The 15059-nt window shown below is 58.0% G+C and carries 10 protein-coding genes; 3 read left to right on the top strand and 7 right to left on the bottom strand.

Features of this window, described 5'->3' with window-relative positions; genetic code table 11:
• The 4 genes from LD28_RS0121570 to LD28_RS0121555 form a co-directional block, all read right to left on the bottom strand.
• The coding region (locus LD28_RS0121570) for a carbon starvation CstA family protein (protein ID WP_033138921.1) at nucleotides 1-990 on the bottom strand (990 nt) is incomplete at its 3' end.
• Nucleotides 991-1130: 140 nt separating this feature from the next.
• Nucleotides 1131-1835, bottom strand: a complete 705-nt coding sequence (btsR, locus tag LD28_RS0121565) for a two-component system response regulator BtsR (protein WP_033138920.1) — start codon at nucleotides 1833-1835, stop codon at nucleotides 1131-1133.
• The gene (locus LD28_RS0121560) at nucleotides 1832-3502 is read right to left on the bottom strand and encodes a sensor histidine kinase (protein ID WP_033138919.1); all 1671 of its coding nucleotides are present in this window, start codon (nucleotides 3500-3502) and stop codon (nucleotides 1832-1834) included. Before LD28_RS0121560 ends, btsR begins: the two co-directional genes overlap by 4 nt.
• Before the next feature lie 353 nt (nucleotides 3503-3855).
• The gene (locus LD28_RS0121555) at nucleotides 3856-5091 is read right to left on the bottom strand and encodes a cyclic di-GMP phosphodiesterase (protein WP_033138918.1); all 1236 of its coding nucleotides are present in this window, start codon (nucleotides 5089-5091) and stop codon (nucleotides 3856-3858) included.
• 229 nt (nucleotides 5092-5320) lie between these two features.
• Between LD28_RS0121555 and LD28_RS0121550 the strand changes: the two genes are divergently transcribed.
• A complete protein-coding gene (locus tag LD28_RS0121550; RefSeq protein WP_033138917.1) occupies nucleotides 5321-6937 on the top strand; it encodes a phosphoethanolamine transferase in 1617 nt (538 codons plus the stop codon).
• A 199-nt stretch (nucleotides 6938-7136) separates the two neighbouring features.
• Here LD28_RS0121550 and nagC read toward each other — a convergent pair whose 3' ends face one another.
• From nagC to nagB, 3 genes are read right to left on the bottom strand one after another with little or no spacing between them, the layout of a single operon-like run.
• Nucleotides 7137-8351, bottom strand: coding sequence for a DNA-binding transcriptional regulator NagC (gene nagC, locus LD28_RS0121545; RefSeq protein ID WP_033138916.1), 1215 nt, complete (start codon nucleotides 8349-8351; stop codon nucleotides 7137-7139).
• A 4-nt stretch (nucleotides 8352-8355) separates the two neighbouring features.
• On the bottom strand, nucleotides 8356-9501 hold the full coding sequence (nagA, locus tag LD28_RS0121540; RefSeq protein ID WP_033138915.1) for an N-acetylglucosamine-6-phosphate deacetylase: 1146 nt from the start codon (nucleotides 9499-9501) through the stop codon (nucleotides 8356-8358).
• Nucleotides 9502-9510: 9 nt separating this feature from the next.
• Complete coding sequence (gene nagB, locus LD28_RS0121535; RefSeq protein WP_033138914.1) at nucleotides 9511-10311, bottom strand: glucosamine-6-phosphate deaminase; 801 nt, start codon at nucleotides 10309-10311, stop codon at nucleotides 9511-9513.
• A gap of 277 nt (nucleotides 10312-10588) precedes the next feature.
• Between nagB and nagE the strand changes: the two genes are divergently transcribed.
• Together nagE and LD28_RS0121525 are read left to right on the top strand one after the other, a co-directional pair.
• Nucleotides 10589-12067, top strand: a complete 1479-nt coding sequence (gene nagE, locus LD28_RS0121530; RefSeq protein WP_033138913.1) for an N-acetylglucosamine-specific PTS transporter subunit IIBC — start codon at nucleotides 10589-10591, stop codon at nucleotides 12065-12067.
• Between the two features lie 121 nt (nucleotides 12068-12188).
• Nucleotides 12189-14852, top strand: coding sequence for a beta-N-acetylhexosaminidase (locus LD28_RS0121525; RefSeq protein ID WP_033138912.1), 2664 nt, complete (start codon nucleotides 12189-12191; stop codon nucleotides 14850-14852).
• Nucleotides 14853-15059 lie beyond the last annotated feature (207 nt).

Here is a 15059-nt window from a genome sequence, read left to right as displayed (position 1 = left end):
GGGCAGGATCACCACGCCGAGGATGGCCAGAATGCCGCCCACGGTGCCGAGCAGGCTGGTGGAGACTTCGTGTACCACAGCGGCCGGGCCGCCGTTGGCCATGGTGGCGTTGAGCGCTTCGGTGCTGTCGTAGAAGGAGAGACCCAGAGTGCACCAGATAAGGGCGATGATCCCTTCACCGATCATTGCGCCGTAGAAGATGAAGCGGCCGGATTTCTCGTTCTGCATGCAGCGCGCCATCAGCGGTGACTGGGTGGCGTGGAAGCCCGATACCGCACCACAGGCGATGGTGATGAACAGCAGCGGCCAGAGCGGCAGCTCGGTCGGGTGCAGGTTGGAGAAGTCCATCCCGGTGTTGTAGAAGCCTTTGCCGGAGACGATCAGACCAATGATGAGGCCGACCGACATGAACACCAGCAGGGCACCGAAGATGGGATAGAAGCGACCGATGATTTTGTCGATGGGGACGATGGTCGCGAGGATGTAGTAGGCAAAAATCGCCATGATCCAGTAGACCAGATCGGTGGAGGTGAGGTTGGCCAAGAGGCCTGCCGGGCTCAGCACGAACACCACGCCCACCAGCATCAGCAGCACCACGGCAAACAGGTTCATGAAGTGCTTGGCGGCGGTGCCCAGATGCTCACCGACCACGGTCGGTACCGAGGCACCCTTGGCACGTACCGAGAGCATGCCGGAGAAGTAGTCGTGTACCGCACCGGCGAAGATGCAGCCAAAGACGATCCAGAGCATGGCGACCGGGCCGTAGAGGGCACCCAGGATGGGGCCGAAGATAGGGCCGACGCCAGCGATATTGAGCAGTTGAACCAGATAGACCTTTTTGTCCGACATCGGGACATAGTCAACCCCGTCAGCCATGGTGATGGCGGGGGTTTTCAGCTCGGGTTTCGGGCCAAATATCCGTTCGATGAACTTGCCATAGATGAAATAGCCGGCGACAAGTAAGCCGACACAGAGGAAGAACCAGAACATTGTTACGCTCCTGCATTGTTATTTTTTGATTTGCGCAGCGAGTCTAAAACGATTGCCCTGCTCTGGCAGGTGAAACGGCTTGAGCGGCGTCATGGCGCGCCGAGCGGTCGGCGCTTGTGATCCGGCGCACACTCCACGGCTCAGTCCAGCCCCAGTTGATCTTTCAGCTCCTTGAGATAACGACGGCTGACCGGCACCCGGGCACCGCTCGGGGTGACAATTTCCGCCAGCTGGTTATCCAGCAGCTGTATCTCGAAGATGGCGTTGGGGGAGACCAGATACTGGCGGTGGCAGCGCAGCAGCGGGCTTTTCTCTTCCAGAGATTTCAGGGTGAGCTGGGTGTGGAACCGCTCCCCCTGACAGGCGACATGGACCCCGCCCAGATCGGAGAAGGCATACTCCACCTGCGCGATGGGCAGCAGCCGCACCCGGTTGTTCAGATAGCCCGGAATATGTTCGATGGCGGGGGCCAGCCGCTCGATAGGCTGTGGCGAGATATCCTGCTTGAGACGGGCAAGGGTCTTGGCCAGCCGGGCGGGCTCGACCGGTTTGAGCAGGTAGTCGAAGGCGTTCTCCTCGAAGGCCTGAATGGCGTACTCGTCAAAGGCGGTGACAAACACGATGCGGGGCAGGGGGTCGAGCATGGCGACCAGCTCCATGCCGCTCAGCTTGGGCATCTGGATATCGAGAAACACCACATCGGGCTTGAGCCGCTGAATAAGCGGCAGCGCCTCGATGGCGTTGGCCGCTTCCCCCACGATCTCGATGGCGGGATCGCAGGCCAGGTGTTGTTTCAGCTCTTCGCGGGCGTAGTGTTCGTCATCGACAATCAGGGTGCGGATCATGGTTGCTCCTTGGGGATGGTGAACGACACCCGGGTCCACTGCTCCGGCTCGCACGCAATGGTCACACCGTAGTGTTCGCCAAAGGCGCTCTTCAGTCGCCGGTCGACGATGGTCATGCCCAGACCATCACCGGCAGGGTGCGCTTGCCAGGCACCGGCATTATCTTCCACACAAATGGTGACGCAAGTAGGCTGCTCCAGGGTATAGAGGCGAATGCGCCCCTGCTCCAGCAGGGTCGAGGTGCCGTGCTTGATGGCATTCTCGATCAGTGGCTGCAGGGTGAAGCTGGGCAGCCGGAGTGTGGCCAGATGGGGCGGGATCTCGTTTATCACCGTCAGCCGGTCGCCAAAGCGGGCCAGTTCGATCTCCAGATAGGATTGGCAGTGCTCCTGCTCCTCCTGCAGGGTGGCAAGGCCGCTCTGGCGCTTGAGGTTCTTGCGAAAAAAGAGCGACAGATGCAGCAGCAGATCCCGCGCCTTGTCCGGATCGCGCCGGGTGATGGCACTGATGGTATTGAGGGTGTTGAACAGAAAGTGGGGGTTGATCTGGGCCTGGATCAGCTTGAGTTCGGATTGCACCAGCAGCCGTTGATGCTGCTCCAGCCGACCGGCCAGCAGTTGTTGTGACAGCAGGTTGGCAATCCCTTCCCCCAAGGTGTGGTTGATCTTGAGAAACAGTCGCTTCTTTGGCTCGTAGAGCTTGATGGTGCCGATCACCCCCTTGTCCCCCTGCAGCGGGATCACCAGCACCGAGCCCAGCTGGCAAGCGGGTGAGAGGCTGCAGCGATAGGGCTGGCTGTTACCATCGGCAAACAGCACCTTGTTGCGGGCGATGGCCTGCATGGTGATGGCTGACGCAATGGGGGTGCCCGGCAGGTGGTGATCTTCGCCGGTGCCGATAAAGGCGAGGATCTTCTCGGTGTCCGTGATGGCGACCGCACCCACGCCGGTCTCCTCCTGAATGATGCGGGCAATCTTGTTGCTCGCCTGTGGTGTAAAGCCCTGACTCATGATCCCCACGGTGCGATTGGCGATGTTGAGCGCCTTGGCGGAGAAGACCCGGGAGAACTTCTCATACATCTGCTGTTGATCGCGGATCATGCTGATAAAGAGCGCCGCGCCACAGGAGTTGGCGAGGATCATCGGGGTGGCAATAGTGCGTACCAGCAGCAGGGATTGGTCGAACGGGGTCGCCACCAGCAGGATGATCACCATCTGCAGGATCTCGGCGTAGAGGGTGGTAAAGAAGGCGATGCGCGGTTCAAACAGGGCATCCGTTCGCCCCGAGCGCATCAGCCGCCAGTGCACAATGCCCCCGAGCAACCCCTCGCAGGTGGTGGAGATGGCGCAGGCGAGATCGGTAAATCCCCCCAGGGTGTAGCGGTGCAGACCGCCAGTCAGCCCCACCAGAAAACCCACCAACGGGCCGCCCAACAGGCCCCCCAGCACGGCACCGACCGCCCGGGTGTTGGCGATGGCATCGTCGATATCGAGGCCGACATAGGTGCCGAGGATGCAAAAGCTTGAAAAGATGATGTATATCAGTATCTTGTGAGGTAGTCTCACCGAATAGTTGGCAAGCGGGCGCAGCAGCGGACTTTTCGAGAAAAGATAGGCAATCACCAGGCTGACGCTCATCTGTTGCAGCAAGGAGAGGACCAACTGCATAAAAAACGCTCCTCATAAGCCAGCTTAAAAAATCACCAGCCCGTGAATAAGTGTGATCAGGATCTTGTTCTGTTGGCCCAACTGGGCGCAACGGGCTGTCAGTTTGCCAGAAGAAGTGGATAAAACCATATTAAATCAGCATGTTAAATTGATATTTGTGTAAGCGGCAGCGGGTTGATATTGATGGGGGGAGCATGAATGTATCCGCCGGATGCGCCACACGGAGGTGGCATGCTCCGCCCGGCCCAATGGCTGGGCGTTTTTTATACATGGTCAGATGACAACCTTTCGGCGGCTCTTCGAGCAATTATTCCGGTTTGTCCAATGAGTTATCCCCAGCTTCTGGGGATAACTCAAAACGCAAAGTAGTAACAGAAGCGGCGGGTCAGGTTGAAGAAGAGCCGTTGTCCATCATCCAGCTCTTCCTGTTTGATAAAGGCGGTGATGGTGCGCTCATCTTCCCGCAGGTCGATCATTGGCACCGCTTCCGGCCGCTGGGCCTTGATATAGGGCAGGATCTTCGGCTTGAGGGGCATGGTGGGCTCGGTGGAGAGTACCAGCGCGATGCTCTCATCGGAGAGTTTCACCAGTGATCCCGGCGGATAGACCCCCAGCACCTTGACCAGCAACTTGACCAGATTCTGGTCGAACTTCTTCTGGGATAACTTGTAGAGCTGGCTGATGGCCTGACTCGGCGCCGCCGGGTTGCCGCTGTTGCGGGGATGGAGCAGCTCGTCGTAGAAGTCGACCAGTCCGATCAGCCGCGCCAGCGGCGGGATCTCACCACCCTTGATCCCGAGCGGATAACCGCTGCCGTCGAGCCGTTCGTGGTGCAGATGGGCGACCTGACGAATTTTGGGCTCAAAGGCGTTGAGTTGGGTCAGCATCTCCAGCCCGTACTGGGCATGCATATTGAGGAAGTTCTGTTCGGCCTTGCTGAGCTCTCCGCGCTTCTGGGTGATCTGGCTCGGGATTTTCAGCTCGCCGATGTCGTGGATAAGTCCGGCAAGCCCGGTCTCCTCCAGTTCGATGGGATTCATGCCCAGCTCGCGCGCCATCAGCATGGCGATAAAGGCGACGTTGAGGCTGTGCTGCAGCAGGATATCGGTGTGGGGGCTGCGAATAAGGTGCAGTCCGAGGGGGCCTTCGTGCTGACTGAGGGTGAAGGCAGCGTTGCGGACGATCTGGGCAGTGTTGGCCAGCCCCTCATCCGGTTTGAGGTTCAGCGCCCCCAAGGCATCACGCAGCTCGCTCATGGATTGGCCAAAGGCCTTGTCGGCAGCGCGCATGGAGCGGCGAAAGGCTTTTTCGTCAAAGGGGGGCGGGCCAGAGGCAATCAGCTCCTCCAGCTCTTCGAGATCAGGGCCCGCATCCGGCATATCCCCGCGCAGCAGCGGCTCAATAGGCAGGTCACTCTTGTCGGGATCGACCATCAGCAGGGTGAGATCAAGATGGCGGATGATGTCGAGCTGCTGCTGATCCTTGATTTTGAACGTATTGAACATGAACGGATGGTTGGTCCACCCGGTCGGAAGGTGGATAAAGTGGCCTACTCTCAACTGCTCTATCGAGGCTTGGATCAGTGCCATCAGTGAACCTGCATTTCGTGAATGCCTACTCAACAAGCTAGCAAAATCCAAGGGATAGACAACTAAAAAACCGTCATGCTTGCTGGCCGGGGGTGAGGCTGTGATGATGCGCACGAAGCTGGCTCGCTTTCTTAATTCGCGCTTAATTTTTGACTTCTACGCTGGCCCCATTGTTTCTGGTAGTGTTGCCATGCCATTTATTCTGTCGTCCGGCATTCAGGAGTTAAGTATGCGCATCACGCTCGGTGTGATGAAGGTGAATCTGTTGCTGGTGCTCTTTTTCGCACTGGTGCTGAACTGGCCCTTCTTTCTTCGTTTCTATTCGGTTATCAGTGGTTTGGAGCATGTTAAAGCCGGTTTTGTTCTCTCTGTTCCTCTGGCTCTGCTCGCTGCACTTAACGCAGTTTTTATCCCCTTTACCTTCCGCTGGCTGCTCAAACCCTTCTTCTCCCTGTTGATCCTGACCGGCTCCATCGCCAGTTACGCCATGCTCAAATACGGTGTCATCTTCGATGCAAGCATGATCCAGAACATAGTGGAGACCAACGGCAGCGAGGCCACCTCCTATCTGAACATCCCGGTCGTGCTCTGGTTCCTGCTGACCGGCGTGCTGCCCGTGCTGGTACTCTGGTCGCTGAAGGTGCGCTATCCGGCCACCTGGTACAAGGGATTGGCCATCCGGGGCGGGGTATTGTCCCTGTCACTCCTCATAGTGGCAGGCGTGGCTGCACTTTATTATCAGGATTATGTGTCCGTTGGCCGTAACCACCGGATCCTGGGCAAGCAGATAGTGCCCGCCAACTATGTCAACGGGGTCTACAAATATGCTCGGGATGTGGTGTTTGCCACCCCCATTCCCTACCAGCAGTTGGGAATGGATGCCAAAGTGGTCGCCACAGGGGATAAACCGACCCTGATGTTTTTGGTGGTGGGGGAGACGGCCCGCAGCAAAAACTACTCCCTCAACGGCTATGGCAAGGCGACCAACAGCTTTACGGCAAAAGAGCAGGGCGTTGTATCGTTCAAGGATGTGCGCTCCTGCGGTACCGCCACTGCGGTGTCGGTGCCTTGCATGTTCTCCAATCTGACACGGCGCAGTTATGACGAGCAGTTGGCGAACGCCCGCGATGGCTTGCTCGACGTGTTACAGCATGCTGGCGTCTCGGTGCTCTGGAAGGATAACGATGCCGGTTGCAAGGGGGTGTGCCGCAATGTGCCGACCATCGACATTGCGCCCAAGGAGTATCCCGCTTTTTGCAAGGGTGGCTCTTGCTATGACGAGGTTCTGCTGGGCGGGCTGGATCAGCAGATTGCCGGGATGAAGGGCAACAAGCTGGTGGTTTTTCACCTGATGGGCAGCCATGGTCCGACCTATTACCGCCGTTATCCCGCCAGCGAGCGGGTCTTTGTTCCCGACTGCCAGCGCAGTGATATCGAGAACTGCAGCAACGAAGAGCTGCTCAACACCTATGACAACACCATCCGTTATACCGACAAGGTGGTGGAGCAGTTGATCGACAAGCTCAAGTCGCTGGAGAGCCAGTACAACGTCGGGTTGGTTTATCTCTCCGATCACGGCGAGTCGCTCGGCGCGTTGGGGCTCTATCTGCACGGCACCCCCTACAAGTTTGCTCCGGATGATCAGACCCGGGTACCGCTGCTGACCTGGTTCTCGCCGCAAATGGTGGCTGATCGCCAACTGGATATGACCTGTCTGGCCAGGGAGGCATCAAGCCAGCGTTTCTCCCACGACAACCTGTTTCACTCCATGTTGGGGATCATGGATGTGCAAACCAGCGTCTATGACGGAACGCTGGATCTGTTCAAACCGTGCAGGGCAAAGTGAGCAAGGTTGAGTGGCGACAACCTGTTGCTCCGCGTCATGTCGGGCATAAGCGATGAGCAAACCGGCATTTATGACGGTCCGTTGGATCTGTGCACACCTTGCCACCCTGGGTGAGTCAACTCACAGGTATCATCAAAAGCAAAACGGCAGCCCGAAGGCTGCCGTTTTTATTGTGTGATGCAGGTGCGACCAAGGCCGGTTATTTCTGCTCCATGATGATCTGCAGCAGATCCCCTTCCAGCAGGGCGCGCTTGACCAGCGCAAAGCCGCCATAGGTCGGCTGGTTCTGGAAGCGGGCTTTCACGATGGGCAGGCCACGGTGGAAGCTCGGCAGGGATTGATGCTCGACACAGCGACGGATGGCCGGGAAGAGGATCTCTTCGGCGGCGGTGATTTCGCCAGCGATCAGCACCTTCTGCGGGTTGAACAGGTTGACCGTAATGGCCACCGCTCGCCCCAGATGCTCACCCACGTTCTCGATCACGCTGCGTGCCAGTTCATCGCCCGCCAGCGCCGCTTTGCACACCTCCTGAATGGTGATGTGCTTCTCTTGCAGCGAGCTCTGGTGGCCGCGGCTGATGAGCTCCTTCACCTTGTCGATGATCGCTTCGTTGGAGGCGATGGTCTCGAGGCAGCCGAAGTTGCCGCAGTGGCAGCGCTTGCCGAGCGGTTCGACCTGGATATGGCCGATCTCGCCGACGTTGCGGTTCTGACCGAGGAATACCTGACCCTTGGTGATGATCCCGGAGCCAGTACCCTGGTGGACACTGACCAGGATAGAGTCCATGCAGTCGCGGGATTCGCCGAAGAAGTGTTCTGCCAGTGCCAGCGAGCGGGTGTCGTTACCCACGTAGCAAGGAAGGTTGAAGTGGTTCTCCAGCAGCTTCGCCAGCCCCAGATTGCGGATCTGGTACTTGGGGGTGTAGATGACCATGCCGGATTCCGGGTTGACCAGACCCGGCATGGTCAGCGCGATGCTGATCAGATTGCGGCTGCGGTCGCTGTTGGCATCGATAAAGGCGCCAATCTCCCGCAGCAGCATGTCGACCACTGGTTGCTGGTCGATCTCGGTCACCTGAATGACATGCTGGTCGAGCTCCTTGCCATCGAGGTCATAGAGACTCAGTTGCAGGTAGCCGCGGCCCAGCTTGGCAGAGACAAACTGAAAGCGATGTTTGATGGTGGTCAACGAGATGGCTCGCCGCCCGCCGGTTGAGGCTTGCGGAGAGGTCTCCTTGATCAGGCCATGCTCGATCAGTTGCCGGGTTATTTTGGTCACGCTGGCCGGGGCCAGCTGACTCAACTCGGCAATCTTGACCCGGGAGATAGGGCCTTGCAGGTCGATGAGCCGATATACGGCTGCACTGTTGACCTGCTTGATAAGATCTACGTTTGCTATTTGTCCGCCAGTCATGATGTCACTGTTGTGTGTAGTGTCCGTTAACCACGGTCCCACGGACCGTGAAGTCCTGATCGAAGACAGTGAGGTTGGCTATTTTACCGACCTGGATACTACCGAGACGTGAGTCCCATCCAATGGCGCGGGCAGGGTAGAGGCTGGCCATTCTCAGTGCTTCATCGAGCGGTAATCCGACCTGCTTGACCAGATTCTCTACCCCCTCAATCATGGTGAGGGAGGAACCGCCGAGTGTACCATTCTCGTCGATGCACTGACCATCGCGTAAAAAGACGGTGGTGCCACAAAAATCAAATTTCTCAAACCCTTCCGGCGCACCGGCTGCCGCGGTGGCATCGGTGACCAGCACCAGTCGCTCCCCCAGCGCCTTGTGAGCCAGGCGCACGTTGGCCCAGTGCACATGGTGGCCATCGACGATGATGCCCGCATAGACATCCTTGCGATCATAGATGGCGCCTACGACGCCCGGTTCGCGACCGTTGAGGGTCGGGGTCATGGCGTTGTAGAGGTGGGTCGCAAAGCGAATCCCGTTATCGAACCCGGCCATCGCCTGATCGTAACTGGCGGCAGTGTGACCGGCAGAGACCAGGATGCCCGCTTCCACCAGACGGCGGATATGGGCCGGATCGTTGCGCTCCGGAGCCAGGGTGATCTTGGTGATGGCATCCGCGTTGGCGCAGAAGAAGTCGATCATCTCGTCCGCTGGCTGGCGAATTTGCGCGGCAGGGTGGATCCCCTTGCGCTTGAGGTTGGTGTAAGGCCCTTCCAGATGGACGCCCAGCACCTCATTGGGATTGGCCGCCATGTAGTCGCGGGTGACCGCGACAGCCTGCTTCATGTCGGCATCCGGACTGGTGATCAGGGTCGGCAGGAAGCTGGTGGTTCCGGATTTGAGGTTGGCCGCCTGCATGGTGGCCAGGGTCTCGACCGTGATGTCGGTGTTGAACATCACCCCGCCACAGCCGTTGAGCTGCACGTCGATAAAACCGGCGGTCAGGTTGGCGCCCTTGAGGTCAATCTGCTCGATGCCCGCAGGCAACTCGGCCAGGTGAGAGATGGCGACAATCTTGTCGCCCTCGATAAGCACCCCGTAGCCAGTCAGCACACAGCTGCTGGTGTAGAGGGTGCAGTTGGTCAATGCGTACATGACGACTCCTTACAGACGGCCGATGTTGGCGGCTTCCAGCTGCTGGAAGTAGCGAACGGTCTTGACCTTGAGCTCCATGGTGGAGGGCTCGTCGCACACCATCATTCCCTTCGGATGCAGTTGCAGGGTGGAGATGGTCCACATGTGGTTGACGCTGCCTTCCACGGCGGCCTGCAGGGCCAGTGCCTTGCCGTGACCGGTGACCAGGATCATGATCTCTTCCGCATCCATCAGGGTGCCGACACCCACGGTCAAGGCCAGCTTGGGCACCTGCTCCATATCGCCACCGAAGAAGCGAGAGTTGGCGATGCGGGTATCTTCGGTCAGGGTTTTGACCCGGGTGCGGGAGGAGAGGGAAGAGGCCGGTTCGTTGAACGCGATGTGGCCATCGTTACCCACGCCACCCATGAACAGGTGGATCTTGCCGTAGGACTTGATTTTGTCTTCGTAGCGCTTGCACTCGGCCACCAGATCCTCGGCATTGCCGTTGAGGATGTTGATGTTCTCGGGGCGAATGTCGATGTGACTGAAGAAGTTGTTGTGCATGAAGCTGTGGTAGCTCTCCGGATGATCTTCCGGCAGGCCGACGTACTCATCCATGTTGAAGGTGACCACGTTCTGGAAGCTCACTTCACCGGCTTTGTGCAACTCGATCAGGCGCTTGTAGGTATTAAGCGGGGTGCCACCGGTGGGCAGGCCCAGTACGAAAGGGCGCTCGGCTGTCGGCTTGAACGCGTTGATGCGGTCAACGATGTAACGAGCAGACCACAGGCCTACTTGGCTGGCAGATTTCAACGGGATCAGGCGCATGATGGATACCTCTGTTTCGGGTTGCGACCGGTTTGGCGGTGGCAATGGGCTAAGACGGATTCAAGTTGTTTTATAGCGTAAATAAAGATTGCGAACTAAGCCACATCTATCCACTACCTTTATCTTGTTTGGGTGATAACGATCACGATTATTGGTTTATTAATTTGCGCAGCGAAATAAAAGCCCTAGACTGCCAATCAAGCCTTGATGGCTTATGCGTCAAACGTGATAAGCACTTAATTTCTAGAAAAACAAACATTAACTAAGGAGAGGAACCGTGAACATTCTCGGTTATTTGCAAAAGATCGGCCGTGCCCTGATGGTGCCGGTAGCGGTATTGCCTGCCGCAGCGATCCTGATGGGGGTTGGCTACTGGATTGACCCGAATGGTTGGGGTGGTGACAGCGCGCTGGCTGCCTTCCTGATTAAAGCGGGGGCAGCCATTATCGATAACATGTCCGTACTGTTCGCAGTCGGTGTCGCTTACGGTATGTCCAAGGATAAAGACGGTTCTGCTGCCCTGGCAGGTCTGGTTGGCTTCCTGGTCGTTACCACCCTGCTGAGCCCGGGTGCTGTGGCCCAGATCAAGAGCATCCCGGTGGATCAGGTTCCTGCCGCGTTTGCCAAGATCAGCAACCAGTTCGTGGGTATCCTGTGTGGTGTTATCGCCGCTGAGCTGTACAACCGCTTCAGCAGCGTCGAACTGCACAAAGCACTCTCTTTCTTCTCCGGTCGTCGTCTGGTACCGATCGTAACCTCCGTCGTGATGATCATCGTCTCCTTCATCCTGATGGCGGTATGGCCGGCAATCTACGGTGGTCTGGTCTCCTTCGGTGAGTCCATCGTGAGCCTGGGCTCTACCGGTGCCGGTATCTACGCCTTCTTCAACCGTCTGCTGATCCCGATCGGTCTGCACCACGCCCTGAACTCCGTGTTCTGGTTCAACGTGGCCGGTATCAACGACATCCCGAACTTCCTGGGCGGTCAAGCTACCATCGATGCCGCTCTGGCCGCTGGCAAGAGCCTGGATCAGGTGAAAGGCGTGGTCGGTATGTATCAGGCTGGCTTCTTCCCCATCATGATGTTCGGTCTGCCGGGTGCCGCTCTGGCCATCTACCACTCCGCCAAGAAAGAGAACAAAGAGAAAGTTGCTTCCATCATGATCGCAGCTGCCTTTGCCTCCTTCTTCACTGGTGTAACCGAGCCGCTCGAGTTCTCCTTCATGTTCGTGGCGCCGGTACTGTATGTCATCCACGCCGTACTGACCGGTATCTCCGTGTTCATCGCTGCCTCCATGCACTGGATGGCTGGCTTCGGCTTCAGTGCCGGCCTGGTGGATATGGTGCTCTCCAGCCGTAACCCGCTGGCGACCAACTGGTACATGCTGATTGCTCAGGGTCTGGTCTTCTTCGGTCTCTACTACGTGGTATTCCGCGCAGTGATTGCCAAGCTGAACCTGAAAACCCCGGGTCGTGAAGATGATGAAGAGACTGCTCCGGCTGCTGCTCAATCTACCAACCGTACCGAGCTGGCCAAGCAATACCTGGAAGTGCTGGGTGGTCAAGAGAACCTGGTCTCCATCGATGCCTGCATCACCCGTCTGCGTCTGACTCTGAAAGACCGCAGCATCGTCGATGAGCGCAAGCTGAAAGCCCTGGGTGCGGCCGGTGTGGTCAAACTCGGTGAGCAGAACCTGCAGGTGATTCTGGGCCCATTGGCCGAAATCATCGCCGGTGAGATGAAAGCCCTGCGTTAATCGAGCGACTCGCTCACCTCAAGTCTAAGTCCATTGTTGACATAAATAAGGGCCCCGCTCCGGGGCCCAATATAAAAAAGCCAAGAAAATCCAACCTTTACTTCAAATGAGAGCAGCAGTTATGAACTTGAAACATTCTCTGTTAGCCATTGCCATGTCTACCGTTTTTGTCAGCCAGGTCCAGGCAGCGGATGCCGCCAAGCAGGCTGTGGTCGACTCCCTCGCGAGCAACTTGGTGGTCAAGTATGAAGTGGTCACCAACGACGGTGCCGGTGCGGGCCTCGATTGCCAGGCGCTCGGTTCCGAGTGGGCGAGCTGCGGCGTTGCCAAGCTGCACCTGACCAACACCGGTGCTGACGTCACCTCCAAAGACTGGAGCATCTACGTCTCCTCCATCCGTCGTATCCAGCGTGTGGATAACGACCAGTTCACCATCACTCACCTGACCGGCGATCTCTATCGTTTGACGCCAACCGAGAAGTTCCAGGGCTTTGCCAAGGATGCCACGGTCGAAGTGCCACTGGTGGTGGAATACTGGGTACTGTTCGAATCTGACATCATGCCGAACTGGTATGTCGCCAGCGAAGGTGCCGAGCCGAAAGTACTGGCCAGCATGAGCAACATCAATGATGCCAGCACCTACGAGAAGCCGATGCCAGCCGATGGCTGGAAGCGCACCAAGGATGACAAGAACATCCTGATGAACAGCGAAACCCGTTTCGCAGCCAACCAGACCAGCGCACTGCTGCCTGCTGGCAAGATTGACAACCAGATCCTGCCGACTCCGCAGAAGCAAGTGGTCAAGGCTGGCCCGCAGGTTGACTTCTCTACCATCAAACTCAATGCCCTGGACTTGCCGAGCGATCGCGCCGAGGCCCTGAAGGCTCAACTGACCAAGCTGGGTGTTACCCTCTCCGACACCGGCTACCCAGTGACCATCAAGCTCGGCAGCAAGCTCAAGCAGGCTGAAGGCTATGACATGACCATCGGTCAGAAGGGCACAGTGATCCAGGGTCGCGACATCGACGGGGCATTCTGGGGTGCACAATCCCTGATCTCCCTGCTGGGTGTTGATGACAAGCTGGTGAGCCCGATGACCGTCGAGGATGCGCCGCGCTTTGAGTACCGTGGCATGCAGACCGACGTGGCCCGTCACTTCCGTAGCCTGGATACCATGAAGAAGCTGGTTGACCAGATGTCTGCCATGAAGCTCAACGTGCTGCACCTGGGCCTGACCAACGATGAAGGCTGGCGTCTGGAGATCCCGGGTCTGCCGGAGCTGACCCAGGTCGGTAGCCAGCGTTGCCACGACGAGTCCGAAACCAAGTGTCTGATGCCGCAACTGGGTTCCGGCCCGACCAGTGACAATCAGGGCTCCGGTTTCTACAGCAAGTCTGACTACGTGGATCTGGTGCGCTATGCCAAGGCCCGCGGTGTGACCGTGATCCCCGAGATCAACATGCCGGCCCACGCCCGTGCTGCCGTGGTCTCCATGGAAGCGCGCTACAAGCGTCTGATGGCGGAAGGCAAAGAAGCGGAAGCCAACCAGTTCCGTCTGACTGATCCGGCTGACACCTCCAACGTCACTTCGGTCCAGTTCTACGACAAGATGTCCTTCATCAACCCTTGCCAGCCGGGTGCTGCCACCTTCGTGGCCAAGGTGATGGATGAAGTTGCCCAGATGCACCAGGCCGCCGGTCAGCCGCTGACCGCATGGCACTACGGTGGTGATGAGGCGAAGAACATCATGCAGGGCGGTGGCTATCAGGATCCGGCCGTCACCAAGAAAGAAGAGCTGGTCGCCTGGAAAGGCAACGTCGACTCCAGCAAGCAGGACAAGCCGTTTGGCAAGTCCCCGATGTGCCAGAAGATGATCGACGATGGCAAGATCAAGGACGTTGCTGAACTGCCGGTTTACTTCGCCAAGGAAGTTGGCGAGATGGTCAAGGGCCACGGCTTCTCCACCCTGCAGGCGTGGGAAGATGGTCTGAAGTACGCCAACAGCGCCAAGGACTTCGCCACCGACAACACCCGTGTCAACTTCTGGGAAACCCTCTACTGGGGTGGCTTCAACGAAGCGATGAAGTGGGCGCACAAGGGTTACGAAGTGGTCCTGTCCAACCCGGATTACCTCTACTTCGACTTCCCGAACGAGGTACACCCGGCTGAGCGTGGCTACTACTGGGCAACCCGTTTCAACGACACCCGCAAGGTGTTCGCCTTTGCCCCGGAAAACCTGCCGCAGAACGCCGAGACCTCGGTTGATCGCGACGGCAACGCCTTCGTGGCCAAGGGTGACCAGGATCCGGTCAAGTTCAAGGGGATCTCCGGTCAGCAGTGGAGTGAAACCGTACGTACCGACGCTCAGTACGAGTACATGGTTTACCCGCGTATCTTCTCCATGGCCGAGCGCGCATGGCACAAGGGTGGCTTCGAGCTGAACTATGTGAAAGGTCGCGAGTTCTCCGGCGAGACCAAGCATGTCAACAAGGCCACTCTGAACAAAGAGTGGAACCAGTTCGCCAACGTGCTGGGTCAGCGTGTCCTGCCGAAACTGGATCAGGCCGGTGTTGAATACCGCCTCTCCGTACCGGGTGCCAAAGTGGTGAACGGTGTGCTGGAAGCGAACGTGGATCTGCCGGGTCTGCCCATCCAGTACAGCCTGGACGGTACCAACTGGAGTGCCTATGACGCCGCGGCCAAGCCGAGCGTGAGTGGCAAGGTCTACCTGCGTACCACCAGCTTCGATGGCAAGCGCACCAGCCGCGTCACCGAACTGAACTGATAGCAGTCAACCGTTAACATGAGGTGGGTCGCAAGACCCACCTTTCCCAAGGACGATGGCGCATCTGCTTTGGGAAAGGTTGACTGTGCGTGTGAGCCTTTGTTGTGTGTAATTGTCTGTTTTGTTTTTCATCACTTTCAGCCCCGCCTTGTGCGGGGCTTTTTTTGTCCTCTGTTCAGGCATGCTGTGGACCAGAACCTCTTGGAG

It is taken from the genome of Aeromonas finlandensis, assembly GCF_000764645.1.
In the GTDB taxonomy this organism is placed as follows: Bacteria; Pseudomonadota; Gammaproteobacteria; order Enterobacterales; family Aeromonadaceae; genus Aeromonas; species Aeromonas finlandensis.
The sequence above is the reverse complement of the archived record's forward strand: the minus strand, read 5'-3'. Positions and strand labels throughout refer to the sequence as shown.

Excerpts from the sequence above, each read along its gene's own strand:
- nagB (WP_033138914.1), bottom strand. The coding sequence starts at position 10,311 with ATGCGCCTGATCCCGTTGAAATCTGCCAGCCAAGTAGGCCTGTGGTCT.
- nagA (WP_033138915.1), bottom strand. The coding sequence starts at position 9,501 with ATGTACGCATTGACCAACTGCACCCTCTACACCAGCAGCTGTGTGCTG.
- nagC (WP_033138916.1), bottom strand. The coding sequence starts at position 8,351 with ATGACTGGCGGACAAATAGCAAACGTAGATCTTATCAAGCAGGTCAAC.
- LD28_RS0121550 (WP_033138917.1), top strand. The coding sequence starts at position 5,321 with ATGCGCATCACGCTCGGTGTGATGAAGGTGAATCTGTTGCTGGTGCTC.
- LD28_RS0121555 (WP_033138918.1), bottom strand. The coding sequence starts at position 5,091 with ATGGCACTGATCCAAGCCTCGATAGAGCAGTTGAGAGTAGGCCACTTT.
- btsR (WP_033138920.1), bottom strand. The coding sequence starts at position 1,835 with ATGATCCGCACCCTGATTGTCGATGACGAACACTACGCCCGCGAAGAG.
- LD28_RS0121525 (WP_033138912.1), top strand. The coding sequence starts at position 12,189 with ATGAACTTGAAACATTCTCTGTTAGCCATTGCCATGTCTACCGTTTTT.
- LD28_RS0121560 (WP_033138919.1), bottom strand. The coding sequence starts at position 3,502 with ATGCAGTTGGTCCTCTCCTTGCTGCAACAGATGAGCGTCAGCCTGGTG.